This is a genomic window from Streptomyces sp. CB02058, assembly GCF_001905505.1.
Classification (GTDB): Bacteria; Actinomycetota; Actinomycetes; order Streptomycetales; family Streptomycetaceae; genus Streptomyces.
Genome location: NZ_LIPG01000003.1, coordinates 653,147 through 677,648 on the forward strand (window position 1 = coordinate 653,147; position 24,502 = coordinate 677,648).

The 24,502-nt window shown below is 71.3% G+C and carries 23 protein-coding genes; 13 read left to right on the top strand and 10 right to left on the bottom strand.

Translation table 11 applies throughout. The annotated features are described in order from the left end of the window. The first annotated feature begins 335 nt into the window (after positions 1-335). From AMK10_RS16445 to AMK10_RS16470, 6 genes are read left to right on the top strand one after another with little or no spacing between them, the layout of a single operon-like run. Positions 336-893: a flavin reductase family protein gene (locus AMK10_RS16445; protein ID WP_073748536.1), complete on the top strand. Its 558-nt coding sequence runs from the start codon at positions 336-338 to the stop codon at positions 891-893. Positions 894-906: 13 nt separating this feature from the next. After that, complete coding sequence (locus AMK10_RS16450; protein ID WP_073748537.1) at positions 907-1,971, top strand: ABC transporter substrate-binding protein; 1,065 nt, start codon at positions 907-909, stop codon at positions 1,969-1,971. Then, positions 1,968-2,846: an ABC transporter permease gene (locus tag AMK10_RS16455; protein ID WP_073748538.1), complete on the top strand. Its 879-nt coding sequence runs from the start codon at positions 1,968-1,970 to the stop codon at positions 2,844-2,846. Before AMK10_RS16450 ends, AMK10_RS16455 begins: the two co-directional genes overlap by 4 nt. Further along, positions 2,822-3,568 carry an ABC transporter ATP-binding protein gene (locus tag AMK10_RS16460; protein ID WP_073748539.1) on the top strand — a complete coding sequence of 249 codons (747 nt, stop codon included), beginning with the start codon at positions 2,822-2,824 and terminating at the stop codon, positions 3,566-3,568. The genes AMK10_RS16455 and AMK10_RS16460 overlap by 25 nt, the downstream gene beginning before the upstream one ends. A 31-nt stretch (positions 3,569-3,599) precedes the next feature. After that, entirely contained in the window at positions 3,600-4,997 is a 1,398-nt protein-coding gene (locus AMK10_RS16465) for an LLM class flavin-dependent oxidoreductase (RefSeq protein WP_073748540.1), read from the top strand. Further along, entirely contained in the window at positions 4,994-6,031 is a 1,038-nt protein-coding gene (locus AMK10_RS16470; protein ID WP_073748541.1) for an aldo/keto reductase, read from the top strand. The genes AMK10_RS16465 and AMK10_RS16470 overlap by 4 nt, the downstream gene beginning before the upstream one ends. Before the next feature lie 4 nt (positions 6,032-6,035). Here the strand turns inward: AMK10_RS16470 and AMK10_RS16475 are convergent, their stop codons facing one another. Beyond that, on the bottom strand, positions 6,036-6,437 hold the full coding sequence (locus tag AMK10_RS16475) for a VOC family protein (RefSeq protein WP_073748542.1): 402 nt from the start codon (positions 6,435-6,437) through the stop codon (positions 6,036-6,038). A gap of 108 nt (positions 6,438-6,545) precedes the next feature. Between AMK10_RS16475 and AMK10_RS16480 the strand changes: the two genes are divergently transcribed. Together AMK10_RS16480 and AMK10_RS16485 are read left to right on the top strand one after the other, a co-directional pair. Further along, positions 6,546-8,042, top strand: coding sequence for an MFS transporter (locus AMK10_RS16480; protein WP_073748543.1), 1,497 nt, complete (start codon positions 6,546-6,548; stop codon positions 8,040-8,042). After that, positions 8,039-9,070 (top strand): glutathione S-transferase family protein, encoded by a 1,032-nt coding sequence (locus AMK10_RS16485; protein ID WP_073748544.1) that lies wholly within the window; start codon positions 8,039-8,041, stop codon positions 9,068-9,070. The genes AMK10_RS16480 and AMK10_RS16485 overlap by 4 nt, the downstream gene beginning before the upstream one ends. Before the next feature lie 5 nt (positions 9,071-9,075). Here AMK10_RS16485 and AMK10_RS16490 read toward each other — a convergent pair whose 3' ends face one another. Continuing rightward, positions 9,076-9,945 (bottom strand): DMT family transporter, encoded by an 870-nt coding sequence (locus AMK10_RS16490; RefSeq protein WP_073749295.1) that lies wholly within the window; start codon positions 9,943-9,945, stop codon positions 9,076-9,078. A gap of 106 nt (positions 9,946-10,051) precedes the next feature. Here AMK10_RS16490 and AMK10_RS16495 point away from each other — a divergent pair, with 106 nt between their 5' ends. Beyond that, positions 10,052-11,170: a winged helix DNA-binding domain-containing protein gene (locus tag AMK10_RS16495; protein WP_073748545.1), complete on the top strand. Its 1,119-nt coding sequence runs from the start codon at positions 10,052-10,054 to the stop codon at positions 11,168-11,170. A 6-nt stretch (positions 11,171-11,176) separates the two neighbouring features. On the opposite strand, the gene AMK10_RS16500 is transcribed toward AMK10_RS16495, so the two are convergent. Both AMK10_RS16500 and AMK10_RS16505 read right to left on the bottom strand, forming a co-directional pair. Beyond that, a complete protein-coding gene (locus AMK10_RS16500) occupies positions 11,177-11,824 on the bottom strand; it encodes a LysE family translocator (RefSeq protein ID WP_073748546.1) in 648 nt (215 codons plus the stop codon). Positions 11,825-11,855: 31 nt separating this feature from the next. Continuing rightward, positions 11,856-12,701: a response regulator transcription factor gene (locus AMK10_RS16505; RefSeq protein ID WP_073748547.1), complete on the bottom strand. Its 846-nt coding sequence runs from the start codon at positions 12,699-12,701 to the stop codon at positions 11,856-11,858. 114 nt (positions 12,702-12,815) lie between these two features. On the opposite strand from AMK10_RS16505, the gene AMK10_RS16510 reads away from it, so the two are divergent. Further along, positions 12,816-14,492, top strand: coding sequence for an AMP-binding protein (locus AMK10_RS16510; RefSeq protein ID WP_073748548.1), 1,677 nt, complete (start codon positions 12,816-12,818; stop codon positions 14,490-14,492). Next, positions 14,489-16,096 carry an AMP-binding protein gene (locus AMK10_RS16515; protein WP_073748549.1) on the top strand — a complete coding sequence of 536 codons (1,608 nt, stop codon included), beginning with the start codon at positions 14,489-14,491 and terminating at the stop codon, positions 16,094-16,096. Before AMK10_RS16510 ends, AMK10_RS16515 begins: the two co-directional genes overlap by 4 nt. Positions 16,097-16,117: 21 nt before the next feature. Here AMK10_RS16515 and AMK10_RS16520 read toward each other — a convergent pair whose 3' ends face one another. Both AMK10_RS16520 and AMK10_RS16525 read right to left on the bottom strand, forming a co-directional pair. Continuing rightward, entirely contained in the window at positions 16,118-16,339 is a 222-nt protein-coding gene (locus AMK10_RS16520; RefSeq protein WP_073748550.1) for a hypothetical protein, read from the bottom strand. 81 nt (positions 16,340-16,420) lie between these two features. After that, the gene (locus AMK10_RS16525) at positions 16,421-17,140 is read right to left on the bottom strand and encodes a hypothetical protein (protein WP_073748551.1); all 720 of its coding nucleotides are present in this window, start codon (positions 17,138-17,140) and stop codon (positions 16,421-16,423) included. 291 nt (positions 17,141-17,431) lie between these two features. Between AMK10_RS16525 and gcl the strand changes: the two genes are divergently transcribed. Beyond that, on the top strand, positions 17,432-19,216 hold the full coding sequence (gcl, locus tag AMK10_RS16530; protein ID WP_073748552.1) for a glyoxylate carboligase: 1,785 nt from the start codon (positions 17,432-17,434) through the stop codon (positions 19,214-19,216). 62 nt (positions 19,217-19,278) lie between these two features. On the opposite strand, the gene AMK10_RS16535 is transcribed toward gcl, so the two are convergent. Further along, entirely contained in the window at positions 19,279-20,049 is a 771-nt protein-coding gene (locus tag AMK10_RS16535; protein WP_143194959.1) for a hypothetical protein, read from the bottom strand. Positions 20,050-20,274: 225 nt separating this feature from the next. Between AMK10_RS16535 and AMK10_RS16540 the strand changes: the two genes are divergently transcribed. Beyond that, entirely contained in the window at positions 20,275-20,703 is a 429-nt protein-coding gene (locus AMK10_RS16540) for a DUF6083 domain-containing protein (RefSeq protein WP_073748554.1), read from the top strand. A 257-nt stretch (positions 20,704-20,960) separates the two neighbouring features. Here the strand turns inward: AMK10_RS16540 and AMK10_RS16545 are convergent, their stop codons facing one another. The 3 genes from AMK10_RS16545 to AMK10_RS16555 all read right to left on the bottom strand — a co-directional run bounded on the left by AMK10_RS16545 (position 20,961) and on the right by AMK10_RS16555 (position 24,377). Next, positions 20,961-22,418, bottom strand: coding sequence for a catalase (locus AMK10_RS16545; RefSeq protein WP_073748555.1), 1,458 nt, complete (start codon positions 22,416-22,418; stop codon positions 20,961-20,963). Between the two features lie 182 nt (positions 22,419-22,600). After that, a complete protein-coding gene (locus AMK10_RS16550; RefSeq protein WP_073748556.1) occupies positions 22,601-23,494 on the bottom strand; it encodes a 2-hydroxy-3-oxopropionate reductase in 894 nt (297 codons plus the stop codon). A gap of 43 nt (positions 23,495-23,537) precedes the next feature. Next, entirely contained in the window at positions 23,538-24,377 is an 840-nt protein-coding gene (locus tag AMK10_RS16555) for a TIM barrel protein (protein WP_073748557.1), read from the bottom strand. Positions 24,378-24,502: the final 125 nt, after the last annotated feature.

Sequence of the window (24,502 nt, forward strand, 5' to 3'; positions counted from 1 at the left end):
TTCCCGCTTTAATTCAGAACGTTGCATTGTTGACCGGCCGCACGCCGCACGGGAAGATGAATTCATGACCAGCCGACAGCGGAATTCAGGGAAGGCGCCCACGCCGGCGCGATCCTGCCGCGCGGCCGCGCCGTCGAGCGAAATCGCCCGGCGCTCCTGTTGTCGTCCCTGTCCGGGTCGCCGATAACCCCCAGCTGATTCACCGGGCGGTCCGCATCCGTGCGTGATTCATCCGTCCCGCCCGTATTCCCGTACTCCCGTGTGCCCTCGCGCCCCGTGCATGCCTTCCCGCGATTCCGCACGTCCGCTTTCCGCCTTTCGACCGGGGAGAGACATTGACCGTCACCGTGTCCTCGTACGCCGCCGTCCGACCGCCCGAGCCCTCAACGACCGCTCCCGTCCCCGGTATCGCACCGGACCGCTTCAAGCAGGCCTTCCGCAGATACCCGGCGGGTGTCGTCGTCGTCACCGCGGACGCCGGACGCGGCCCGGTGGGATTCACCGCCACCTCGCTCAGCTCCCTCTCCCTCGCCCCGCCGCTGGTCTCCTTCGGCATCGGTACGTCCACCTCGTCCTGGCCCCACATCGAGCGGGCCTCCACGGCCGTCGTCAACTTCCTCGGCGTCGAACAGCAGCGGGTGGCCACCACCTTCGCCACCAGCGGTGTCGACCGCTTCGCCGCTCCGACCCGCTGGAGCAGGCTCGCCGGCGGGGAACCCGTGCTCGACGGGGTGGCCGGCTGGCTCCGGCTCACCGTCCAGAGCATCGTCCCGGCCGGCGACCACCGCATCGTCATCGCCCGCGTCGAGGAGTCCTGGCTCGACGAGGGGCGCAGCCCCCTGCTCTTCCACGACGGCAGTTACCACTCCATCCGCCCCGCGCCCGACCAGTGATCAGGAATTCACCATGACACGCCACGACAACAGGCGGGCCCTGGCCCGGAGGTCTTTCCTCGCTCTCGCGGGCGGCACCGTACTGAGCCTTGCCGCATGCTCGCCGCAGGTGAAATCCGTCGCCGGCGCGGAACCCGCGGGCGCCCTTCCGTCCGGAGCTCCGGCGGCCGGGACCGAGCTGAAGATCGCCGCTCGTTCCGCGCAGCTCCAGCTGAAGCCCGCAGGGCTTTCCGAGGAACTCGACTTCACCGTCACCGAATGGCCGAACCTTTCCGCGGGGCCCGATATCATTCAAGGTTTCCGCGCGAAGTCGATCGACCTGGCCACCAATGCCGGAATTCCGCCGATCCAGGCGCACGCCATCGGCGTCCAGGCCAAAATCGTCGCCGTCCAGACACGCCGCCACCCGCTCTACACCTTCGCCACGGCCCCCGGCTCCTCCATCAGGAAGGCCGAGGACTTCCGGGGGAAGAAGATCGGTTTCTCCCAGGGCCAGGCACAGGGCGTCGTCGTCCTGCGCGCGCTCAAGGAGGCGGGACTGAAGAACTCCGACGTCGAGCTGGTCGCCCTGCCCAGCACGCAGTTCCTCACCGCCCTGCAGTCCGCGCAGGTCGATGTGGCGCCGCTGGGCGAGCCGACGCTCACCAAGTACCTCGACCAGTACGGCAAGGACGGCGCCCGGGGCGTGAAGACGGAGGTCGTCGACCTGCTGACGGTGCTCTGGGCGCCGAACGAGGTCCTCGACGACCCGGAGAAGGCCAAGGCGGTACGCGGCTTCATCCCGCTGTGGGCGCGCGGCCAGGTGTGGGCCTGGGAGAACCAGGACGAGTGGATCGACACGTACTACGTGAAGGACCAGGGCGTGTCGAAGGAGGACGGGCGCCGCATCGTCGACTCGCAGCACAAGCCGCAGTTCCCGGCCAGCTGGGACGAGGCCCTCGCCTGGGAGCAGGAGACCGCCGACCTGCTGGCCGAGGGCGGCTTCGTACCGAAGCAGAAGGCCTCCGAACTGTTCGACCGCCGATTCGAGAAGCTGGCGGCCGAGGCCGTGGCCGCCGAGTACCGGGAGGGGTCATGACCGACCTGCTGGCGAAGGCGCGGACCACCCGCACCGAGACACGGGAGCAGGCCGGATCGCCGGCCGCCGGAGCGCCCCCGGCCGTCTCCAGGGGCACCCGGCGCAGGCTCGGCCCCGGCCGCGCGCTGCCGTTCGGGCGGCTGATCGGCCCGGTCCTGCTCGTGCTCGCGTGGTGGGCGGCCTCCGCGTCCGGCTACCTCGACCCGAGAATCCTGTCCTCGCCCGGCACGGTCCTCGCCACCGCGGGAGACCTCGTCAGCACCGGCCGCCTCCAGGACAACGTCCTGATCTCGCTCCAGCGCGCGGGACTCGGCCTGTTCTTCGGCGTCACGGCCGGTGTGATCCTGGCCGTCGCCGCGGGTCTGAGCCGCAGCGGGGAATACCTCCTCGACGGGCCGCTCCAGATCAAGCGGGCCATCCCCTCCCTCGCCATGCTCCCGCTGCTGATCCTCTGGCTCGGCATCGGCGAGCAGATGAAGGTCACCGTCATCGCGCTCGGCGTCGCGGTGAACATGTACATCAACACCTACGCCTCGCTGACCGGCATCGACAGCAGGTACGTCGAACTCGCCGAAGGCCTCGACCTGAGCCGCGCGACGTTCATCCGCAAGGTCGTCGTCCCCGGCTCGCTGCCCGGCTTCTTCGTCGGACTCCGGCTCGGTGTCACCTCGTCCTGGCTCGGCCTGATCGTCGTCGAGCAGATCAACGCCACCAGCGGCATCGGCTACATGATGTTCCAGGCCCAGCAGTACGCCCAGTCCGACGTGATCATCGTGGGCCTGGTGGCCTACGGACTCTTCGGCTTCGCCTCGGACGCGGCGGTACGCGCAGTCGAAAGGAAGGTCCTGTCATGGCGACGCACCCTGGCGGGCTGACGGAAGCCCCGCCCGCGATCCGCACCTCCCGGCTCGTCCGGAGGTTCGGCGACCGCGACGTACTCAAAGGGCTCGACCTGACCGTGGCGCAGGGGGAGTTCACCGCTCTCCTCGGGCGCAGCGGATCCGGCAAGTCCACCCTGCTCCGGGCGGTCGCCCGCCTCGACCACACCGTCGAGGGATCGGGCGAACTCTCCGTGCCCGACCGGGTGTCGCTCTCCTTCCAGGACTCCCGGCTGCTGCCCTGGCTGCGGGTCCTCGACAACGTCGTCCTCGGACTGCGAGGCCCCGGGGCACGCGAGCGGGGCCTGACCGCGCTCGCCGAGGTCGGCCTGGAGGGCCGCGACCGCTCCTGGCCCCACGAGCTGTCCGGCGGTGAGCAGCAGCGCGCCGCCCTGGCCCGGGCCCTCGTACGCGACCCCGAACTCCTCCTGGCCGACGAGCCGTTCGGCGCGCTGGACGCGCTGACCCGGATCAAGATGCACGACCTGCTGCGGGAGCTGTACGAACGCCACCGCCCCGCGGTGCTCCTGGTCACCCATGACGTCGACGAGGCAGTGGAACTCGCCGACCGGGTCCTGGTCCTGGAGGACGGTGCCATCTCCGTCGACCTCAGGATCGATCTGCCCTCCCCGCGCTCGCGGCGCGAGCCGCGCTTCCAGGAGTACCGCGACACCCTGCTCGCCGCCCTCGGCGTGGCACAGCCCCAGCTCACGCACTGATCTTCCGAGATCCTCCGAGGAGAAGACACCCATGCCGCGCAAGCAGCTCCATCTGAACGCCTTCCTGATGTCCACCGGCCACCACGAGGCGTCCTGGCGGCTCCCCGAGAGCCACGCCGAGGCCAACTCCGACCTGGAGCACTACAAGAACCTGGCCCGCATCGCCGAACGAGGGCTCCTGGACTCGCTGTTCCTCGCCGACGGGCCCGTCCTCATGGGCGACCCGGGCAGGCGCCCCGCCGCCAAGCTGGAACCCACCGTGCTGCTCACCGCGCTCGCCGGGGTCACCCGGCACATCGGCCTGATCGCCACCGCCTCCACCAGCTACAACGAGCCGTACAACCTGGCCCGCCGCTTCGCCTCCCTGGACCACGTCTCCGGCGGCCGGGCCGGCTGGAACATCGTCACCACCGCGGGCGCCGACGCGGCCCGCAACTTCGGCCTGGACGACACACCCCTGCACCGCGACCGCTACCGGCGCGCCGCGGAGTTCGTCGAGGTGTCCACGAAGCTCTGGGACAGCTGGGCGGACGACGCGGTCGTGGCCGACAAGGAGACCGGGGTCCACGCGCTGGCCGACCGGGTCCGCGGCATCGGCCACACCGGCGAGTTCTTCCGGGTCGACGGCCCGCTGAACGTCGAACGTCCGCCGCAGGGCTACCCGTTGCTCGTCCAGGCCGGCTCCAGCGAGGACGGCAAGGACTTCGCCGCCCGCTACGCCGAGGCGGTGTTCACCGCCCAGCAGACCCTGGAGGAGGGCATCGCCTTCTACAAGGACGTCAAACAGCGCGCCGAGAACCTGGGCCGCAACCCCGACGGCATCAAGATCCTGCCCGGCATCGTCCCCGTCATCGGCGACACCGAGGCCGAGGCCCTCGCTCTGGACGCGGAACTCGACCGGCTCATCGTCCCCGAGTACGCCAAGCGCCAGCTCGCCAGGACGCTGAAGCTGGACCCCTCCGAGCTGCACCTCGACCAGGAGCTTCCCGCCGACCTGCCCGACGAGGACGAGATCGAGGGGGCCAAGAGCCGCTACACCCTGGTCGTCGAGCTCGCCAGACGCGAGAAGCTGACGGTGCGCCGGCTCATCGGCAGGCTCGGCGGAGGGCGCGGACACCGCACCTTCGCCGGGACGGCCGAGCAGGTCGCCGACACCATCGAGCACTGGTACGAGAGCGGGGCGGCCGACGGCTTCAACATCATGCCCGCCGTGCTCCCCTCCGGACTGGAGGTCTTCGTCGACCGGGTCGTCCCGATCCTCCAGGAGCGCGGCCTGTTCCGCACCGGATACACCGGGGCCACCCTGCGCGAGCACTACGGGCTGCCGCGGCCGGCCAACCGGCTGTTCGACACCGTCGACACCCGCGCGGGCCACACCGGCATCGGCCTCGCCACCAGCGACGCACTCGTCAGGGAGAACGCAGGATGACGGAGTACCGCACCCTCGGGCGCACCGGCGTGAAGGTCAGCCCGCTGGCCCTCGGCACCATGATGTTCGGCCCCCGCGGCAACCCCGACCACGAGGACGGCGTGCGGATCATCCACCACGCGCTGGACTCGGGCATCAACTTCGTCGACACCGCCGACGTCTACTCGGCGGGCGAGTCGGAGACCATCGTCGGCAAGGCCCTCGCCGGGGGACGCCGCGACCATGTCGTGCTGGCCACCAAGTTCCACGGCAGCCTCGGCGACGACCCCAACGAGCGGGGCAACAGCCGGCGCTGGATCGTCCGGGAGGTCGAGAACAGCCTCACCAGGCTCGGCACCGACTGGATCGACCTCTACCAGGTGCACCGCCCCGAGCCGGACACCGACTTCGACGAGACCCTCGGTGCCCTCTCCGACCTCGTCCACCAGGGCAAGATCCGCTACATCGGCACTTCCACCTTCGAGCCGTCCGCGATCGTCGAGGGCCAGTGGCTCGCCGAGCGCAGGGGCCGCGAACGCGTGGTCACCGAGCAGCCCCCGTACTCCCTGCTGGCGCGCGGCATCGAGCGCGAGGTCCTGCCGGTCGCGCAGCGCCACGGACTCGGCGTGCTGTCCTGGAGCCCGCTGGCCGGCGGCTGGCTCTCCGGCCGCTACCGCACCGGCGCCGAGCAGCCCGCCTCCAGCCGCACTGCCCGCCAGGCCGCCCGCTTCGACATCGCCGCACCCGAGAACGCCGCCAAGCTGGCCGCCGCCGACGCCCTGGCCGGGCTCGCCGATGAGGCCGGACTCACCCTCGTACAGCTGGCCCTGGCCTTCGTGCTCGAACACCCGGCCGTCACATCGGCGATCATCGGACCGCGCACCTTCGAACAGCTGGACGGTCAGCTGGGCGCGGACAAGGTACGGCTGAGCCAGGACGTCCTCGACCGGATCGACGAGATCGTCCCGCCCGGCACGAACCTCTCGGCGCGCGACACGGGCTACACCCCGCCCGCGCTCACCGACCCCGCACTGCGCCGCCGTTCCGCGGGGTGAGCCCCTACGGCGTCTCCTGGCGGGCCGGGTACACGGCCAGCGAGAAGGAGTGGCCCGACGGGTCGGTGTAGACACGGACGTCACGCGGACCGCTGTTGCTGTCCCCCGTGTCCACGGGCCGGGCGCCGAGGCCTATCGCCTCGAGCTCGGCCTCGTCCATGTCCCCCGGGTCCACCAGGATGCGCAGATGCGCCTGGTAGGAGTCCTCGGGGCGGGGCCAGCTCGGCGGCGCGTAACCGTGGTCGCGTCGCACGGCCAGGTGCACACCGGCGTTGCCGACGACCTCGACGAAGTCGGGATCGCTCCCGATCCGCGTCTGTGCGCCGAGCAGGTTCGCGTAGAAGTCCGCCAGTTCCAGCGGTTCGGCGCAGTCCAGGACCAGAACGCTCGTTTTCCCGACAGTCATGTTCCGCCGGTACCCCCGATGGGCACCGGCACGCCTGGCCGCAGGACGCTCCGGCCGCACGGCGCGCCCGGAGCGGGGTCGGGGCGGACGCGAACTAGGGTGCGGGGCATGTCAGAGAGCACGGAACACCGGGACACGGGCAAGCCCGGAACCGGTCCCTCCGACCCCCGTCGCTGGCGTGCCCTCGCGGTCTGCCTGGTGGCGGGCTTCATGACCCTGCTGGACGTGTCCATCGTCAATGTGGCGCTGCCGTCCATCAAGGAGGGCCTCGACACCCCGGAGTCCGACCTCCAGTGGGTGCTGTCCGGCTACGCACTCGCCTTCGGGCTCGTCCTGATCCCCGGCGGACGGCTCGGCGACGCCCGGGGCAGGCGCGCGGTGTTCATGGCGGGGCTGACCCTCTTCACCCTCGCCTCGGCCGCCTGCGGGGCCGCGCAGTCCAGCCTCTGGCTGGTCATCGCCCGGCTGCTCCAGGGAGCGGCGGGCGGGCTGCTCTCGCCGCAGATCTCCGCGCTGATCCAGCAGATGTTCTCCGGACGCGAGAGGGGCCGCGCCTTCGGCATGTTCGGCACGGTGGTCGGCATCTCCACCGCCGTGGGACCGCTGCTCGGCGGCCTGCTGATCCAGGGGGCCGGGGAGCAGGAGGGCTGGCGCTGGGTGTTCTACGTCAACCTCCCGATCGGGGCGCTCTGCCTCGTGCTGGCCCACAGACTGCTCCCCGACACCCCGTCGGCGGGCCGGGTGCGCCCGCGCGACCTGGACCCCTTCGGCGTCCTGCTCCTCGGGGCGGGGGTGCTGGCCCTGCTGCTGCCCTTCGTCCAGGCCCAGCAGTGGCAGGGCGACGGCAAGTGGCTGCTCGTGCCGGTGGCCCTGGTGCTGCTGGGCGCGTTCGTCGCCTGGGACTCCCGCTGCGCGGCCCGCGGTGTCCAGCCGGTGCTGAATCTGGCGCTCTTCCGGCTACGGGCCTTCTGGCTCGGCTGTCTGATGATCCTGCTGTACTTCGCGGGCTTCACCTCGATCTTCTTCATCACCACGCTCTATCTGCAGTCCGGGCTGGACTACAGCGCCCTGGAGGCGGGGCTCGCGATCACCCCGTTCGCGCTGGGCGCCGGAGCGTCGGCCAGCATCGGCGGGCGGCTGGTCGGCCGCTTCGGGCGGCCCCTCATCGTCGTGGGCCTGACCATGGTGGCCGTCGGGCTCGGGCTGACCGCGCTCGCCGCCCACCTGGTGCCGGGCAGGGGCGCCGGGCTCGCGATGGCCGCGCCGCTGCTGCTGGCGGGGCTGGGCAGCGGACTGGTCATCGCGCCCAACCAGACCCTCACCCTCTCCGAGGTGCCGGTCCACAACGCGGGCAGCGCGGGCGGCACCCTCCAGACCAGCCAGCGCGTCGGCTCGGCCATCGGGATCGCCGCCGTCGGCTCCGTCTTCTTCGCCAAGCTGGGCTCCGGCGACTGGGCGGCGGCCCTGGACCACGGGCTCGTCGTCTCGATCGCGTTCGTCCTCGCGGCTCTGATCGTGGCGCTGGCCGATGTCGGGGCGGGCCGACGGGGAAGAAGACGTCTCGAGACCTCCCGATCCACCGAGGAAACGAGGAGCACCCGATGAACGACACCGAGGACCGGGGGCCGAACGGGAACACCTCGTACGGCCACAAGCCCTTCAAGCGCTCCCGCAGCCACTTCGCCGACCGCATCACCGCCGACGGCCGTGACGGCTGGCCCGTCGAGGCGGGGCGCTACCGGCTGGTCGTCAGCCGCGCCTGCCCCTGGGCGAGCCGCGCCCTGGTGTCACGGAGACTGCTCGGGCTGGAGAGCGCCCTCTCGCTGGCGGTCGCCGATCCGATCCAGGACGACCGCAGCTGGCGGTTCACCCTCGACCAAGGCGGCAAGGACCCGGTGCTCGGCATCGGTTTCCTGAGCGAGGCGTACGACGCCCGGGAGCACGGCTACCCGGGCGGGGTCAGCGTGCCCGCCATCGTCGACGTACCGACGCGTGCCCTGGTCACCAACGACTACCAGCGGATCACCCTGGACCTGGCCACCGAGTGGACCGAACTGCACCGCCCCGGCGCCCCGGACCTCTACCCCGAGCGACTGCGCGACGAGATCGACGAGGTGATGGACGGCATCTACCGGGACGTCAACAACGGCGTCTACCGCGCCGGATTCGCCTCGGAACAGGGCGAGTACGAGGCGGCCTACGTCGACGTGTTCCGCCGCCTGGACCTGGTCTCCGAACGCCTCGCCCGGCAGCGCTACCTCGTCGGGGACACGATCACCGAGGCGGACATCCGGCTGTTCACCACGCTGGTGCGCTTCGACGCCGTCTACCACGGGCACTTCAAGTGCAACCGCTCGAAGCTCGCCGAGGACCCGGTCCTGTGGGCGTACGTCCGCGACCTCTACCAGACCCCCGGCTTCGGCGACACCGTCGACTTCGACCACATCAAGCGGCACTACCACCAGGTGCACACCGGCATCAATCCGACCGGCATCGTGCCCCTCGGCCCCGACCTGTCCGGCTGGCGGACCCCGCACCACCGCGAGCAGCTGGGCGGCAGGCCCTTCGGCGACGGCACCCCGCCCGGACCGGTGCCGCCGGGCGAGGAGGTCCCCGCCGGCGGGCGGCCCTGACCGGCTCACTCCACCCGGGGCGGCGGGCCCGCGTTCGCCGCCGCCAGAGGGGAACGCGCCAGCACCACGCAGCCCACGGCGATCAGCGCGAGCCCGGCCAGCTGCGGCAGCAGCCACCACCCCGTCCGCAGCACCTCGCCGAACAGCGTCACCCCGTACAGCACGCTGATCAGGGCGTCCCCGAGCGTCAGCATCGGCTGTACGGCGACGAGGCTGCCGGCCTGGAGCGCGTTCTGGAGGAGGAACAGCGCGCCGACACCGGCCGCCGCCGTGGCGTACAGCTGCCACGCCGTCAGCAGGCCCACCGCGCCGTCGCTGTCCAGCCGTGCCATCGCGTCCTTCATCAGCGCGGCGGTCAGCGCGTAACCGCAGGCCGCGGCCAGCCCCAGCAGCGCCGCCCGGGTGTCGCCGCGGATGCCGAGGGCCGCCGTGATCAGCACGGCCTCGAAGATCCCGGTCGCGATCAGCGCCGGGACCCAGGCCGCGCCCTGCACCTCGTCGCTGCCGCCGACCGGTGCCGCCGCGGCCATCGCGAGGGCCAGGCCCACCGTCACGGCGGCCACCCCCGCCCAGACCGGGCGCGGAATCCGGACCCGCATGACGTACCCGGCGACGATCAGGGTCGCGGGCAGCTCGATCACGAAGATCGGCTGGACCACCGCGATGGGGCCGGTGGCCAGCGCCACCGCCTGGCAGACGGCGGCGACGATCACGAGCCCGATACCGGCGAGCCACACCTTCTGACGCAGCAGATGCCCGACCAGCGACAGACGCATCGCCTCGCTGTCGGGGACGTCGAGGGCGGCGCGGCGCTGCAGGACGGAGGCTGAGCCGTTGCTGAGCGCGGTCAGGACGGCGAACAGGACGCTGATCACCCGCCCCATCATGAGGGCCGACGCCCCCCGGTCCGCGGCTCCGCGGGCCGTGCGAGTGTCGCTCTTCAACCGGCCGGGGCGGGCCCGCCCGCGTAATCTGCGGAGCATGGCCGACAGGAACGCTCCCGTGCTCTCCACCCGCGCGCTCAACAGGGCGACGATGGAACGGCAGTTGCTGCTCCGCCGCGCCGCCGTGACGGCGAAGGAGGCCATCGGCGGGCTGGTCGGCCTCCAGGCCCAGAACACCAGGCCGCCCTACTTCCAGCTCCACGCACGGCTGGCGGACTTCGACCCGGCCGAGCTCTCGGCGCTCATGGAGTCCCGCGAGGTGGTCAGGATCGTCACCCTGCGCTCCACCATCCACACCCACACCGCCGAGGACGCCCTGACCCTGCGCCCCCTGGTCCAGCCGGCCCGCGACCGGGAGCTGAACATGTTCCGGACCGGGCTCGAGGGCGTGGACCTGGACCGCCTCACGGTGCTCGCCAGGGAGCTCGTCGAGGAACGGCCGCGCACCCTGAAGGAACTGCGGCAGGAGCTGCGCCCCCACTGGCCCGACGCCGACCCGCAGTCGCTCGGCGTCGCCGCCCGGTGCCGCCTGCCCCTGGTCCAGGTCACCCCGCGCGGACTCTGGGGGCGCAGCGGGCAGGTCGCCCTGACGACCGCCGAACACTGGCTGGGCAGCCCGCCGCTGCCCGCCGCCACGCCCGACGCGACCGTGCTGCGCTATCTCGCCGCCTTCGGGCCCGCGTCGGTCAAGGACATGCAGATGTGGGCCGGACTCACCCGTATGCGCGAGGTCTTCGAACGGCTGCGGCCGAGCCTGGTCACCTTCCGCGACGACAGCGGCGCCGAGCTCTTCGACCTGCCGGACGCCCCCCACCCCGACCCGGACACCCCGGCCCCGCCGCGCTTCCTGCCCGAGTTCGACAACGTGCTGCTCGGCCACGCCGACCGGACCAGGGTGATCCCGCCCGAGTACAAGGGGCGCAACGGTGTGGGCAACCAGTCCTACGGGACCGTCCTGGCCGACGGCTTCCTGGCCGCGATCTGGCGCCTCGACGAGACCGCCGACGAGGCGGTCGTCACCGTGCAGGCCCTGGGGCGGCTCGGCCGGGCCGCCCGCGACGAGATCGCCCAGGAGGCCGTGGAGATGCTGGGCGTCATGTGTCCCAGGCCCGCCTACGACGTCCGGTTCGCCGCGTTCGTCGACTTCGGCGGCTGAGGAACCTCAGTCCGCCCGGCCCGTGGCCGCCACCGTCACACCCAGGCCGACCATCGCGAACCCGCCCGCGCCGCCGATCATCGACAGCCGCCGGTCCGAGCGTGCGAACCAGTCCCGGGCCGCCGAGGCACCCAGCCCCCACAGGGTGTCCGTGACCGTCCCGATCGCGATCGGCACCAGCCCCAGAAGCAGCATCTGGACGGCGAGGTGCCCGGCCGAGTGATCGACGAACTGGGGCAGGACGGCGGCGAAGAACACGATCCCCTTGGGGTTGGTGACACCGACGAACACACCGTCGGCGACCGTCCGCAGATCACCTCGCGCCGGCTGCCCGGCGCCCTGGGCCATCGTGCTCATGCTCAGTTCCTTGCGGTGCCGGAACGCCTGGACGCCCAGATGCACGAGATACGCGGCACCCGCCAGCTTCACCACCATGAAGAACAGCGCGGACCGTTCCACCAGCGAACCGATTCCCAGCGCGACCGCCAGCACCAGCACATAGGAGCCGGCGACATTGCCGAGCACCGTGGCCAGAGCCGTACGGCGGCCGTGCGCCAGCGCCCGGCCGATCACGAACAGCACGCTCGGCCCCGGAATCACGATCACCAGCAGGGACATCAGCGCGAAGGCAAGATACTGATCGATGGACACCACGCCGTCGAACCCCCCGTTCGTCGAGAGCCGTTCAGGGAAGCAGCCCCGCCCGGCGAGCCGCCACCACGGCCTCCAGCCGGGTGTGCGCCCCCAGTTTCCGCATCGCGGACCGCAGATAGCTTTTCACGGTCTCCGGCCTCAGACCCAGCCGTTCGGCCGCCGTGGCGTTCGTCGCTCCCGACGCGACGCAGGCGATCACATCCAGCTCGCGCGGCGCCAGCCGCACCCGGACCGCCGGTGATCCGCGGTCCGCCCCCGAGGCCGACGCCAGCCGGCCGCACACCGCGAGGAGCTCGTCGCGCAGCTCCTGGTCAACGATCTTCGGGGCGAGCGCCCGCAGCTCCCGGTGCGCCTCACGGACGTCCTCCCAGGTGGAGGAGCCCGCCCCCGGGTCGGTGAGCCGCTCCCTGGTGGCGGCGAGGAGCTGCTGCACCTCGTCCCGTACGGCGAGGGCCTGCTCCACGTCACGGGCCGCCGAGGCCGCCGCGTCGAAGGTGCGGTCCCCGAGCGTGAGCGGCGCACGCAGCGCCCCGTACAGCACCCCGCGCACCGTACGGCGTACGACGACGGGCACCGCGAGGACCGAGCGCAGGCCCTCGGCCGCTACCGCCGTGTCGTACTCGTGGCTGATGTGGCGGGCGGAGCGGTAGTCCGTGACCGCGCACGGCCGCGACAAGGCGATCGTCTTGCCGCCGAGCCCGCTGCCCGCCGAGATCATGAGCCCGCGCAGCGCGATGGTCTGCGCTCCGCTCAGCTCCGAGATCCGGGCGTGGCGCGCGTCCCGGAGGAGGCCGCCGAAGACCACCGGCAGCCCGCTGGTCCGGCGCAGCCGCAGCAGAGCCGCCCGCAGCTCCGTCTCCTCGCCTGCTTCCGCCATGCCGATGACACACCGCCCTGTCCGGCCTCGCGACCTCACCCCCGTCCGGGGGTGGTGAGATCCGGGTCACTGTTCACATGATGTTAAAGGACGGGTCCGCAACGAGGAGGGCACATGCCGGCAACCAGTGCGACGGAGACGTTCCGGGCGGCCCGGGACTTTCTGATCGAGCACCGCGAGGACTACGCGGCGGCCTACGAGGGCTTCAGCTGGCCCCGGCCGGAACGGTTCAACTGGGCGCTCGACTGGTTCGACGCCATCGCCGAGAACAACGACCGCACCGCCCTGCACATCGTGGAGGAGGACGGCGGGCGCACCGAGATCTCCTTCGCCCGAATGGCTGCCCGGTCCAACCAGGCGGCGAACTGGCTGCGGGACCAGGGAGTGGCCGCGGGCGACCGGATCCTCGTGATGCTCGGCAACCAGGCCGAGCTGTGGGAGACCGCCCTCGCCGCGATGAAGCTGCGCGCCGTCGTCATCCCCGCCACCCCGCTGCTGGGCCCGGTCGACCTGCGCGACCGGGTCGAGCGCGGCAGGGTGCGCCACGTCCTCGTACGGTCGGCGGACGCAGCCAAGTTCGACGAGGTGCCCGGCGACTACACCCGTGTCGCCGTCGGCGGCGACGTGGACGGCTGGCTCTCCTACGCCGGGGCCGACAAGGCATCCGACACGTTCACCCCGGACGGCGACACCGACGCCGGTGAACCGCTGATGCTCTACTTCACCTCCGGCACCACCGCGAGCCCGAAGCTGGTCGAGCACACCCATCTCTCGTACCCCGTCGGCCACTTGTCCACGATGTACTGGATCGGCCTCAAGCCCGGCGACGTCCATCTGAACATCTCCTCGCCCGGCTGGGCCAAGCACGCCTGGTCCAACCTCTTCGCGCCGTGGAGCGCCGAGGCCACCGTCTTCATCTTCAACTACACGCGCTTCGACGCCGGCCGGCTGATGGCGGAGATGGACCGCTCGGCCGTCACCAGCTTCTGCGCCCCGCCCACGGTCTGGCGGATGCTCATCCAGGCCGACCTCACCCAGCTGGGTACGCCGCCGCGCGAGGTCGTCGCGGCCGGTGAACCGCTCAACCCCGAGGTCATCGAGAGCGTCCGGCGCGCCTGGGGCGTCACCATCCGGGACGGCTTCGGCCAGACGGAGACCTCTGTCCAGGTGGCCAACTCACCGGGCCAGCTCCTCAAGGCCGGCTCGATGGGCCGGCCCAGCCCGGGATTCAAGGTCGAGCTGCTGGACCCGGTCTCCGGTGAACCGGGCGCGTCGGAGGGCGAGATCGCCCTCGACCTGTCCGCCCGCCCCGTCGGCCTGATGACGGGCTACCGCGGCGACCCGGAGCGCACGGCCGAGGCGATGGCGGGCGGCTACTACCGCACCGGCGACATCGGCTCGCGCGACGAGGACGGCTACATCACCTATGTGGGCCGGGCGGACGACGTGTTCAAGGCCTCGGACTACAAGATCTCGCCGTTCGAGCTGGAGAGCGCCCTGCTGGAGCACGAAGCGGTCGCCGAGGCCGCGGTCGTGCCCGCCCCCGACCCGGTGCGCCTCGCCGTCCCGAAGGCGTACGTCGTGCTCGCGGCGGGCTGGGAGCCCGGCCCCGACACCGCCAAGGTGCTGTTCGAGCACTCCCGGTCGGTCCTCGCCCCGTACAAGCGCATCCGCAGGCTGGAGTTCGCCGACCTGCCGAAGACCGTCTCGGGGAAGATCCGCAGGATCGAACTGCGCGAGCACACCGCGCGGGGCGCCGGCACCGAGTTCGACGAGGGGGACCTGCGATGAGCGGCCTCTCCTACGCGCACGGCACCGGCGACACCCCTCTGCTCGGCGACACCATCGGGCGCAATCTGGACCGCGCGGTCGAGGCGTTCGGAGAGCGGGAGGCGCTGGTCGATGTGGCGTCCGGGCGCCGCTGGACGTACGCCCGCTTCGGCGCCGACGTCGACGAGCTCGCCCGGGGGCTGATGGCGTCCGGGGTGGCCAAGGGCGACCGGGTCGGGATCTGGGCGGTCAACTGCCCGGAATGGGTCCTCGTCCAGTACGCCACGGCCCGGATCGGTGCCGTCATGGTCAACATCAACCCCGCCTACCGCGCGCACGAGCTGCAGTACGTGCTGGGCCAGGCCGGGATCTCCGTACTGATCGCGTCCCTCGCCCATCGCACCAGCGACTACCGGGCGCTGGTGGACCAGGTCCGCGCCGAGTGCCCGGCGCTGCGGTCCGTCCACTACATCGGCGACCCGTCCTGGGACGAGCTGACCGCAGCCTCGGGGGCGGTGACGCGTGAGCAGGTGGCGGCGCGCGAGGCGGAGCTGTCCTGCGACGACCCGATCAACATCCAGTACACCTCCGGCACCACCGGCTTCCCCAAGGGGGCCGTGCTCTCCCACCACAACATCCTCAACAACGGCTACTCCGTGGGGGAGATGGTCGCCTACACCGAGCAGGACCGGGTCTGCCTGCCCGTGCCGTTCTACCACTGCTTCGGCATGGTCATGGGAAACCTCGCCATCACCTCGCACGGTGCCTGCGTCGTCATCCCGGCCCCGGCCTTCGAGCCCGCCGCCGTGCTGGCCGCCGTCCAGCAGGAGCGCTGCACCTCGCTCTACGGCGTGCCCACCATGTTCATCGCGGAGCTCGGCCTGCCCGGCTTCGCCTCGTACGACCTCTCCTCGCTGCGGACCGGGATCATGGCCGGATCGCCGTGTCCCGTCGAGGTGATGAAGCGGGTCGTCGCCGAGATGCACATGGAGGAGGTGTCCATCTGCTACGGGATGACGGAGACCTCACCGGTGTCCACCCAGACCCGCATGGACGACGACCTTGAGCGCCGCACCGGGACCGTCGGGCGCGTGATGCCGCACCTCGAGGTGAAGGTCGTCGACCCGGTGACCGGAGTGACCCTGCCGCGCGGCGAGCCGGGTGAACTGTGCACCCGGGGCTACAGCGTGATGCTCGGTTACTGGGAGCAGCCCGAGCGGACGGCCGAAGCCATCGACGCGGGACGCTGGATGCACACCGGTGATCTCGCGGTGATGCGGGAGGACGGATACGTCCAGATCGTCGGCCGGATCAAGGACGTGATCATCCGCGGGGGCGAGAACGTCTATCCGCGTGAGATCGAGGAGTTCCTCTACAGCCACCCGAAGATCGCGGACGTCCAGGTGGTCGGGGTGCCGGACGCGAGGTACGGCGAGGAGATCCTGGCCTGTGTCATTCCCCGTGACCCGGCCGACCCTCCGACGCTGGAGGAGCTGAAGGCCTACTGCCACGAGCAGCTGGCGCACTTCAAGATTCCGCGCGGATTGCGGATTCTGGACGCCTTCCCGATGACCGTCAGCGGGAAGGTACGCAAGGTCGAACTCCGGGAGGGGTACGGCGCGTAGACCGGGCCGGGCGGTGGTCGGTCAGGCGGCTTCGGTGACGCCGGAGCCCACGCCCTGGGTGGCCGCCGCCCACTCGATGAGCAGGACCTCGTACGCCGCGGCCTCCACCGGGGTCCAGTCCTGTCCGGCCCGCTCGTCGACGAGTGCGCGGATCGCCTCGTTCGCCTCGACGGCGGACGGGTGGGCGGGCTGGGTCAGGAATACGTGGGTGGAGTGGGTGGGATGCCGAGGAGTTAAGACCATGCCTTCACTCTACGTCCTCATACTGACAACGCCTCGAACATATGCGTCCGGCAGGGCACAGGTGACCGAAATCATGCGGTGTCAGGGGCCGGCGCTGATCAATTCGTCGGCCGGGCCGTTCACCGGCTGGGGTGTACCGGTGAGGTCGAGGACGAACAGCGGGATGGCGAGGCCGTCCGCGCGCGAGCGGGCCTCGTCCGTGTAGCCGGCCAGCGAGAAGAGCACGCCGGACACCGAGGAGTTGAGCGCGTTGAGCCAGAGGCACTCGACGTCGCGCAGGGCCGTGGGCCGGGTCGTGGCGTCGACCTGTGCGATGAGGCCGGCGGCGCGGAGGTCGATCCGGGAGCTCGGCCGCACCTCGGGCTGGATGACGTCGCGGTAGCCCAGCCACCGCAGATACAGCGCGGCGGTGCTCACCGCGTCGCGCGCCGTGCGTATCACCAGGGGCCGGAACGACGGCCTCGGATGGGCGGCGGTCCGCGGCAGCGGTATGTGCGAGGGAGTGGCCGGACCGGCGTCGGGCCGCGTGATCCCGTGCGTGGCCACCGGGCGCACGGGAATCCGCAGCACCGCACCGCAGGGGCAGCAGAGTTCGGGGTGCGGCCACTGGTCGCGCCGCCCGCAGGAGTGGCAGCGCACGCTCACCCAGTCGTCGTTCCAGGTGCGGTGCGTGATGGGCACCGCCGGGGCGCCGCGCATCAGCGGCGGGGCGGTCGGGGAGCCGCACGGGCAGGGATACACCGGAGTGATGTACGCGTGTTCCCGGCGGCAGACCGGGCAGCGCACGGGTACGGACTCCACGTACGGCCCCTTCCTCCCGCCGCTCCCCGCGGCGACTGCGTTCCGTACCCCATCGTCCACCAAGAGCGATGCCCGGGGGAGGAACTCGGCGTACTTCGCGGCCCAATCTTCGCCCGCGCCCTTCCGTGGCCGTCCCGCGTTCGTGCCCGTCGCCCCGCGCTCCCTTGACGGCCGTCCGGGGTCGCCCTAAATTGATTCCGTATAGCAGAACAAAATTTCCGCAATACGGAAAAGGTGCTCTCAGGTGGCGCGACAGAGCCCGAATCCACCACGTCCGAGCAGGAGCACTCAATGCCTCGTATGACCGCTGCCCGAGCGGCAGTTGAGATCCTCAAGCGCGAAGGCGTCAGTAACGCGTTCGGTGTGCCGGGTGCGGCGATCAACCCGTTCTACGCGGCTCTCAAGGCCTCCGGCGGGGTCCACCACACCCTCGCCCGCCATGTCGAGGGTGCCTCCCACATGGCCGAGGGCTACACCCGTGCCGCGGCCGGGAACATCGGCGTCTGCATCGGTACGTCGGGGCCCGCGGGCACCGACATGATCACCGGCCTCTACTCCGCCATCGCCGACTCGATCCCGATCCTCTGCATCACCGGCCAGGCCCCGACGGCCGTCCTGCACAAGGAGGACTTCCAGGCCGTCGACATCGCGTCGATCGCGGCCCCGGTGACCAAGGCCGCGACCACCGTCCTGGAGGCCGCGCAGGTCCCCGGCGTCTTCCAGCAGGCCTTCCACCTGATGCGCACGGGCCGGCCGGGACCGGTCCTCATCGACCTGCCGATCGACGTGCAGCTCACCGAGATCGAGTTCGACCCCGAGCTCTACGAGCCGCTGCCCGTCCACAAGCCCGCCGCGAGCCGCAAGCAGATCGAGCGAGCCGTCGAGATGCTCAACGCCTCCGAGCGCCCGCTGCTCGTCGCGGGCGGCGGCGTCATCAACGCCGACGCGTCGGAACTCCTGGTGGAGTTCGCCGAGCTGACCGGCGTCCCGGTCGTCCCCACCCTGATGGGCTGGGGCATCCTCCCGGACGACCACGAGCTCAACGCGGGCATGGTCGGCCTCCAGACCTCGCACCGCTACGGCAACGCGAACTTCCTGGAGTCCGACTTCGTCCTCGGCATCGGCAACCGCTGGGCCAACCGCCACACCGGCAAGCTGGACGTCTACACGAAGGGCCGCACCTTCGTCCACGTCGACATCGAGCCCACCCAGCTCGGCAAGATCTTCGCCCCTGACCTCGGCATCGCCTCGGACGCGAAGGCGGCCCTGGAGCTCTTCGTCGAGGTGGCGCGCGAGCTGAGGACGGCAGGGAAGCTGAAGGACCGCGCGCGGTGGGCGGCGTCCACCCAGGAGCGCAGGGCGACCCTCCAGCGCCGGACGCACTTCGACAACGTGCCGCTGAAGCCGCAGCGGGTGTACGAGGAGATGAACCGGGCGTTCGGCCCCGAGACCCGGTACGTCACCACCATCGGCCTCTCCCAGATCGCGGGCGCGCAGATGCTGCACGTCTACCGGCCCCGCCACTGGATCAACTGCGGCCAGGCCGGGCCGCTCGGCTGGACGATCCCGGCCGCGCTGGGCGTCGCCACGGCCGACCCGGACGGCTCGGTCGTCGCCCTCTCCGGCGACTACGACTTCCAGTTCATGCTGGAGGAGCTCGCGGTGGGCGCGCAGCACCGCATCCCGTACGTCCACGTGCTGGTGAACAACTCCTACCTGGGGCTCATCCGGCAGGCGCAGCGCAACTTCGACATCGACTTCCAGGTCAACCTGGAGTTCGAGAACCTCAACTCCCCGGAACTGGGCGTCTACGGCGTCGACCACGTCAAGGTCGTCGAGGGCCTGGGCTGCAAGGCGATCCGGGTCACCGAGCCCGACCAGCTGCTGCCCGCCTTCGAGGAGGCCAAGAAGCTCGCGGCGGAGCACCGGGTGCCGGTGGTGGTCGAGGCGATCCTGGAGCGCGTCACCAACATCTCGATGAGCGGCTCGGACATCGCGTCCGTCAACGAGTTCGAGGACGTGGCGACCGAGCCCGGTCACGCGCCGACGGCGATCCGGCCGCTGACGGTGTCCTGACCCCGGACGGCCGCGGCCCCCGCCCCCTCCGACAGGGGGCGGGGGCCGCCGCCGTACGCCCGTCAGCCGGTCCGCGCCGGGTCCTCGCCCTTCGGCACCTTGTAGTACTCGGCGTTCCCGAGGTCCAGCCGGAACACCATCCCGTGCCGCGCGCGCACCTGTGCCACCGTCGTCGACGCGGGCTCGCGCAGGCACCGAGTCACGGGCGGATCGTCGTCCACGCACGCCTCCGGCTCCTCGACCCGAGTCCTCACGGAGCTGCGTACGGTGTCCCAGGACAAGGTCTGCGACGTGTCGGAGATCTGGGCCGGCTCAGGGGTGTCCGGGCCCGTCGGGTTCGGGCCGCGGTCCCGGTAGTAGTCGACGAGGCGCCGGTGGTAGTCGCTGTGGCCGAAGGGAACCGAGGCGGCCGGGGCGCCGGCCTGGGCGGCGTGGTCGCCCGCCGTGAAGACCGCGTCCAGGACCTCGGCGGTCCGGGCGGGGTCCGCTCCGAACCAGGCGGTGACGTGCAGGTGACAGCGGATGCTGTACTGGTCGTCGCCGGTCTGGAAGAACCACTCCTTCGCCGAACCGCCGACGCACCGGTCGTCCACCGCGACCAGGCCGAGGGTGAGCGGGGTCTTGCCGTCGTAGGCACGGACGACGGCCCGGAGGTGGTCCTCGATCTCCTGGCGCGCCTCCCGGGCGGGTGCGCCGTCCGCGAGTTCACGCACCTCCTCGGGACTCGTGGCCCGGTCGGAGGAGGAACAGGCGGACAAGGAGAGGGCCAGCAGGAGGGTCGCGGCGACGGATCGCCCTCCGGAGGCGCGGACCGCTGAACCCGGTAATCTCATACGGTCATTGTGGGTACGGGGACAGTGGCCGCCATCCGCTTCCGTACTCATGTGCGGCAGTTCCGAGGCGTCGGCCGCAGGCACACATCGGCCATGCGGCGCGGGCCGCGTGCGCCTGAGCACGCCTCATGGGGCGTGCCGCGAACCACGGGCACGCTCCATCCCCGCCCGGCGCAGCCGGATCGCGTTCTACCAGAACGCGGACCACGCCCGGATCATTGGTCCATGGGGGACTCCGAGACCACCTCGTCCTGCCCGGACCCGCCCGACGACGACTTCCAGGCGCTCCTCGAAGGCGCCACCGCGCCCAGGCCGCCGGCTCCGCCCGAGTGCCCCTTCTGCGATCTCCGGCAGGACCGGTACGCCACCTCGTACGCCGGGCACTGGATCCTCCTCGAACCCCGCATCCTCGTCCCGGCCCACACCGTTCCGCCCCGGCGGCGGTGGGTCATCACCTCGACCGGGACCGCCATGAACCTCTGGGACGCCGAGCCGCTGCCCGGCACCAGGTGCCGCATCCCGCACCGCATCGCCTGCCCCCGGCTGGTGCCCGAGGACCACTGGCCGTGGGTGACGGCTCTGCGGCAGCACAACGGGGTACGCGCGCAACGCCTGTTCGACCTGCCGGAGGAAGGGCTCCCCGACACGGGCTGACCGGTGCCGGGCATGCGTGCGGGGGGTGCGGCGCACGCATGCCCGGCGTACACCGCACCCCCCGCACCTGCTTCCTGTTCACAGCGACCGCGACGGCGGGCCGCGGGCCGCGGGCGGTCCGCTCCTTCAGGTCTGGAGCGGGCCGCCCGGCCCTTCGCCACCGCACTGGCGTCGTCCGCCGCCGCGGTCCCGTCCTGCCGGTGCCGCGCGCTCCCCTCATCCGGGTCCGCGCGGCCCCGGCAGGGCCTGGGAGAGGCTCAGTCCTCGCGCAGGGCGCGGACGGCCTCCTCCACGCGCTTGCCGTAGTCGGCGTCCGCGGCGTGGAAGTGGGCGAGGTTCTTCTCGATCACGTCGTCACGGGTGACCTGCGAGAGGCCGCCCGCGATGTTGGCGATCAGACGGTCCTTCTCGTCGGCCGACATCAGCCGGTAGAGCTCGCCCGCCTGGAAGAAGTCGTCGTCCTTCGTGTGGGCCGGAGCCTCGTGCGTACCCGTCCAGCCGTGCACCTGGAGCGGCGCGGCCAGTGCCTGGCCCGTCTGGGCGGGGCCCGCGTACGAGTTGGGCTCGTAGTTCTTGTCCTGGCGCGAGCCGTGGCGTGTCGCGTGCAGCCCGTCGCGCCCGTAGTTGTCGGCGGTGGCCGCCCTCGGCACGTTGACCGGGAGCTGGGTGTGGTTGATGCCCAGCCGGTAGCGCTGAGCGTCGGCGTAGGCGAACAGCCGGCCCTGGAGCATCTTGTCCGGGGACGGGCCGATGCCGGGCACGAAGTTGTTCGGCGAGAACGCCGCCTGCTCGACCTCGGCGAAGACGTTGTCCGGGTTGCGGTCCAGCACCAGGCGGCCGACCCGCTGGAGCGGGTAGTCGCTGTGCGGCCACACCTTCGTCACGTCGAAGGGGTTGAAGCGGTACTCCGCCGCCTCGGCGGCCGGCATGATCTGCACGTGGAGCGTCCAGGACGGGTTGACTCCGCGCTCGATGGCCTGGAGCAGGTCCGTCTGGTGGGAGTTGGCGTCCTTGCCGACCTGTTCGGCGGCCTGCCCGGCGGACAGGGAGCGCACGCCCTGGTTCGTCTTGAAGTGGTACTTGACGAAGAAGGCCTCGCCCGCGGCGTTCGTCCACTGGTACGTGTGCGAGCCGTAGCCGTTCATGTGGCGGTACGAGGCGGGGATGCCGCGGTCGCCCATCAGCCAGGTGATCTGGTGCGTCGACTCGGGGGAGTGCGCCCAGAAGTCCCAGACGTTGTCCGGCTCCTGGCGGCCCGTGAAGGGGTCCCGCTTCTGCGAGTGGATGAAGTCGGGGAACTTCACCGGGTCCTTGATGAAGAAGACCGGGGTGTTGTTGCCCACGAGGTCGTAATTGCCCTCGTTCGTATAGAACTTGAGGGCGAAGCCGCGGGGGTCGCGCACCGCGTCCGCGCCGCCCAGCGAGTCGGCGACCGTGGAGAAGCGGATGAACGTCTCGGTGCGGCGGCCCACCTCGGAGAGGAAGTCGGCGCGGGTGAAGCCGGTGACGTCGTCCGTCACCTCGAAGTAGCCGTACGCCCCGGAGCCGCGGGCGTGGACGACGCGCTCCGGGATGCGCTCACGGTTGAAGCGGGCGAGCTTCTCCAGCAGGTGCTGGTCCTGGAGGAGGATCGGCCCGCCGGCGCCGGCCGTGGCGGAGTTCTGGTTGTCGGCGACCGGGGCGCCTGACTCGGTCGTGAGCACACGCTGGGACATGGAGGCCTTCCGTACGGGGCTGCTGACGGCCTCAGGAGCGTAGATTCGCCGGGATCGACACGTCAACAGTTTGTTGAAATTGGAGGAGTGGGTTCCGGGACGCGGCGGCGCCTGGGCGCGACAGGACAGGTGTCAGCGCCGCCGCGACCCGGAGTTCGGGGGGCCCTGGAGGGCCGGGGGTGTCAGACCTGCGAGCCGGAGAGCCGCTCGACGGAGCGCAGCAGCGCGGAGTGGTCGAGGCCGCCGTCGCCCTGCGCGCGCAGGGACGCGACCAGCTGGGCCACGACCCCGCCGACCGGCAGCGCGGCGCCGACGTTGCGGGCGGCGTCCGTGACGATGCCCATGTCCTTGTGGTGCAGGTCGATCCGGAAGCCCGGAGCGAAGTCCCGCTTGAGGAAGTTGTCCTTCTTGCGGGTCAGGACCGTGGAGCCGGCGAGCCCGCCGTTCAGCACGTCGAGCGCGGCGGCGAGGTCGACACCGGACTTCTCCAGGAAGACGACGGCCTCGGCGCAGGCCTGGATGTTGACCGCGACGATCAGCTGGTTGGCCGCCTTCACTGTCTGGCCGGAGCCGTGCGGCCCGCACAGCACGATGGTCTTGCCGAGCGCGTCCAGCAGCGGCTTCGCGGCGTCGAAGTCGCCCTGCTCGCCGCCGACCATGATGGACAGGACGGCCTCGATCGCACCGGCCTCACCGCCGGACACGGGGGCGTCCAGGACGCGTATGCCCTTGTCCTTCGCGCTCGAGGCGAGGTCCACGGAGGTCTGCGGGGTGATCGAGGACATGTCGATCAGCAGGGCGCCCTTCCGGGCGTTCTCCAGGATGCCGTCGGGGCCGTAGGCGATGGCCTCGACCTGCGGGGACGCCGGGACCATCGTGATGACGACGTCGGCGTCGCGCACCGCCTCCGCGATCGAGGCGGCACCCCGGCCGCCCGCCGCGACGAGCCGGTCGATCTTGTCCTGCTCCAGGGTGTAGCCCGTCACCTGGTAACCGGCCTCGACGAGGTTCTCGGACATGGGGGAACCCATGATGCCGAGCCCGATCCAGGCGACCTTGGGGAGGTTGCTGCTCATGAGGGTGCCTTCCGGTAAGCGTGTGTACGTGGGGCGGGGGCCCTCAGCGGGCCGGCCGGTGCTCGGCGGGGAGCCAGTCGAACGCCTCGGCGCTCGGCCGGTCGCCCGGCTTGTACTCCAGGCCGACCCGGCCGTCGTAACCGGCCTCGGCCAGCTCGTCGAGGAGCCGCTCCAGCGGGAGCGAGCCGGTGCCGGGCGCGCCGCGGCCCGGGTTGTCGGCGATCTGGACGTGGCCGGTCTTCGCGGCGTACGCCTTGATCACCTGGCTGAGGTCCTCGCCGTTCATCGACAGGTGGTAGAGGTCCAGCAGGAACGTGGCGTTGCCCAGTCCCGTCGCCTCGTTGACGCGGTCGACGACCTCTACGCCCGCCGGTGCGCTGACCAGCGGATAGTGCGGCGACTCCGTGTCGTTGAGGGTCTCGATCAGGAGGGTCGCGCCGATCCGGTGGGCGGCGCGGGCGGCCAGGACGAGGTTCTCCAGGGCGAGTTCGTCCTGGACGGCCGGGTCGACGCCCTCGACGCGGTTGCCGTACAGCGCGTTGAGCGCCGTGCAGCCGACCGAGGCCGCGAAGTCCGCGGCCACGTCGATGTTGGCGCGGAAGCGGTCGGACTCCTCGCCGGGCAGCGAGAGTGCCCCGCGGTCCGGGCCCGGGAGCCGGCCCGCGTAGAAGTTCAGCCCCACCAGCTGGGTGCCCGCGTCGTCGAGCGCCTTCTTCAGGGCGTCGAGCTCGGCCTGCGCGGGGGTGGGGGTCTCGATCCAGGGCCACCAGAGCTCGACCGCGGTGAAGCCCGCGGCGGCTGCCGCCGCCGGGCGCTCCAGGAGCGGGAGTTCGGTGAAGAGGATGGAGAGGTTCACATCGAAGCGCTGGTCCGAGTAACCCATCGTGCGCTCCTTCCGTATCGCGGAAGTTAGTTTCTGCTTAACGGAAGATTGCCTGGCGGGTGGCGAGGCTGTCAAGAGGCGAGCCGAATCCCGGGCACACGGAAGCGGGGTGGAGGCCGGCCCGC

Coding starts and splice junctions, on each gene's coding strand:
- AMK10_RS16465 (WP_073748540.1), top strand. CDS start 3,600: ATGCCGCGCAAGCAGCTCCATCTGAACGCCTTCCTGATGTCCACCGGC.
- AMK10_RS16555 (WP_073748557.1), bottom strand. CDS start 24,377: ATGGGTTACTCGGACCAGCGCTTCGATGTGAACCTCTCCATCCTCTTC.
- AMK10_RS16470 (WP_073748541.1), top strand. CDS start 4,994: ATGACGGAGTACCGCACCCTCGGGCGCACCGGCGTGAAGGTCAGCCCG.
- AMK10_RS16545 (WP_073748555.1), bottom strand. CDS start 22,418: ATGTCCCAGCGTGTGCTCACGACCGAGTCAGGCGCCCCGGTCGCCGAC.
- AMK10_RS16485 (WP_073748544.1), top strand. CDS start 8,039: ATGAACGACACCGAGGACCGGGGGCCGAACGGGAACACCTCGTACGGC.
- AMK10_RS16540 (WP_073748554.1), top strand. CDS start 20,275: ATGGGGGACTCCGAGACCACCTCGTCCTGCCCGGACCCGCCCGACGAC.
- AMK10_RS16550 (WP_073748556.1), bottom strand. CDS start 23,494: ATGAGCAGCAACCTCCCCAAGGTCGCCTGGATCGGGCTCGGCATCATG.
- AMK10_RS16510 (WP_073748548.1), top strand. CDS start 12,816: ATGCCGGCAACCAGTGCGACGGAGACGTTCCGGGCGGCCCGGGACTTT.
- AMK10_RS16450 (WP_073748537.1), top strand. CDS start 907: ATGACACGCCACGACAACAGGCGGGCCCTGGCCCGGAGGTCTTTCCTC.
- AMK10_RS16480 (WP_073748543.1), top strand. CDS start 6,546: ATGTCAGAGAGCACGGAACACCGGGACACGGGCAAGCCCGGAACCGGT.
- AMK10_RS16460 (WP_073748539.1), top strand. CDS start 2,822: ATGGCGACGCACCCTGGCGGGCTGACGGAAGCCCCGCCCGCGATCCGC.
- AMK10_RS16520 (WP_073748550.1), bottom strand. CDS start 16,339: ATGGTCTTAACTCCTCGGCATCCCACCCACTCCACCCACGTATTCCTG.
- AMK10_RS16535 (WP_143194959.1), bottom strand. CDS start 20,049: ATGAGATTACCGGGTTCAGCGGTCCGCGCCTCCGGAGGGCGATCCGTC.
- AMK10_RS16495 (WP_073748545.1), top strand. CDS start 10,052: ATGGCCGACAGGAACGCTCCCGTGCTCTCCACCCGCGCGCTCAACAGG.
- AMK10_RS16515 (WP_073748549.1), top strand. CDS start 14,489: ATGAGCGGCCTCTCCTACGCGCACGGCACCGGCGACACCCCTCTGCTC.
- AMK10_RS16475 (WP_073748542.1), bottom strand. CDS start 6,437: ATGACTGTCGGGAAAACGAGCGTTCTGGTCCTGGACTGCGCCGAACCG.
- gcl (WP_073748552.1), top strand. CDS start 17,432: ATGCCTCGTATGACCGCTGCCCGAGCGGCAGTTGAGATCCTCAAGCGC.
- AMK10_RS16505 (WP_073748547.1), bottom strand. CDS start 12,701: ATGGCGGAAGCAGGCGAGGAGACGGAGCTGCGGGCGGCTCTGCTGCGG.
- AMK10_RS16455 (WP_073748538.1), top strand. CDS start 1,968: ATGACCGACCTGCTGGCGAAGGCGCGGACCACCCGCACCGAGACACGG.